General features: G+C 52.0%; 1 tRNA gene and 2 rRNA genes. All 3 read right to left on the bottom strand.

Annotated features, from left to right (window positions below):
• Window positions 1-259: ribosomal RNA gene (locus tag MHZ89_RS22620) — 23S ribosomal RNA — on the bottom strand; the annotation flags it as partial.
• Between the two features lie 211 nt (window positions 260-470).
• Window positions 471-545 (bottom strand) — tRNA-Glu (locus MHZ89_RS22615).
• An 89-nt stretch (window positions 546-634) separates the two neighbouring features.
• A 16S ribosomal RNA gene (locus MHZ89_RS22610) occupies window positions 635-708 on the bottom strand; the annotation flags it as partial.

Here is a 708-nt window from a genome sequence, read left to right as displayed (position 1 = left end):
CCGTTCGCTCGCCGCTACTGGGGGAATCTCGGTTGATTTCTTTTCCTCGGGGTACTTAGATGTTTCAGTTCCCCCGGTTCGCCTCATGCCACTATGTATTCATGACATGATAGTGTGACGAGTCACACTGGGTTTCCCCATTCGGACATCGCCGGCTGTAGCGGTTCATATCACCTTGCCGGCGCTTTTCGCAGATTAGCACGTCCTTCATCGCCTCTGACTGCCAGGGCATCCACCGTGTACGCTTAGTCGCTTAACCTCACAACCCACAGGCGTCTTGCGACGTGCGGTTGTGATTATTGAGAGACTCGAACACCTCATCCTCATTCCTTATTACGGAGGAATGCGACGACGTGTCGTTTCAATTTTCAGCTTGTTCCGGATTGTTAAAGAGCAAATATCTCAAACGTGACCCGCAGGTCAGTTTTGAGATACTTCGTGGAGACACCTTTCACCTGTCACCTGCAAGATGGCGTCCCCTAGGGGATTCGAACCCCTGTTACCGCCGTGAAAGGGCGGTGTCCTAACCGCTAGACGAAGGGGACACAGAAATGCGTCACAGCTTCGCAGCCGTCCTGCTCATTACTTTCTATCAGACAATCTGTGTGAGCACTTCGAAGGCAGTATCTTCAGGTAAGGAGGTGATCCAACCGCAGGTTCCCCTACGGTTACCTTGTTACGACTTCACCCCAGTCATGAATCACAAAG

The sequence above is a fragment of the Pantoea sp. ACRSB genome, assembly GCF_022346905.1.
Lineage (GTDB): Bacteria > Pseudomonadota > Gammaproteobacteria > Enterobacterales > Enterobacteriaceae > Pantoea > Pantoea piersonii.
Note: the sequence above shows the minus strand (reverse complement) of the source record. Positions and strands in the feature narration are given on the sequence as shown.